The 506-nt window shown below is 42.1% G+C and carries 1 pseudogene; it reads left to right on the plus strand.

The features are described 5' to 3' along the window. Window positions 1-88 precede the first annotated feature (88 nt). A pseudogene (pbpG, locus tag ABD296_RS50435) lies at window positions 89-506 on the plus strand (D-alanyl-D-alanine endopeptidase PBP7/8); the annotation flags it as partial.

Below are 506 nucleotides of genomic sequence, written 5' to 3' on the forward strand. Positions count from 1 at the left end.
CGGTAAAAGCTTTATACCTTATATCTCAAATGTAAGGCATAATGATAGTAAGCGCAAATGTGTGTCACCCTGAGTCGAGTATTGTGCCGTGAAAAATTCTAAAAAGTCTTTAATGCATGTGCTAAGCATGTCTATTTTGCTTAGTTTGAGTTCAACAAGCTTTGCAGAACTCGTCAATAACCCGTCTTCAGGGAGTACTGGTACTGCAAGTTTAAATTGGTCTGCAGCGGATGCTAGTCAACTTTTAAATGATGAAGATGATGAACCGACTCCGCAAGGTTCAACTTCTGTAACTACAACATTGCGTGGCAGTAATGCGCCGAGAGTTATTACTTCTACCCCTAAAGTTGCTCCAATCCGTGATACTGTGGGTTATAACGCCCAGCCGAGTGTTAGTGCACGTGCTGCACTTGTAATGGATGCACAAACAGGTGAGGTACTTTATAGTAAAAATACCAACGCATCAGTGCCGATCGCTTCTATTACCAAATTGATGACGGCAGTTG

It is taken from the genome of Actinomadura napierensis (assembly GCF_039529375.1).
GTDB lineage: Bacteria > Actinomycetota > Actinomycetes > Streptosporangiales > Streptosporangiaceae > Spirillospora > Spirillospora napierensis.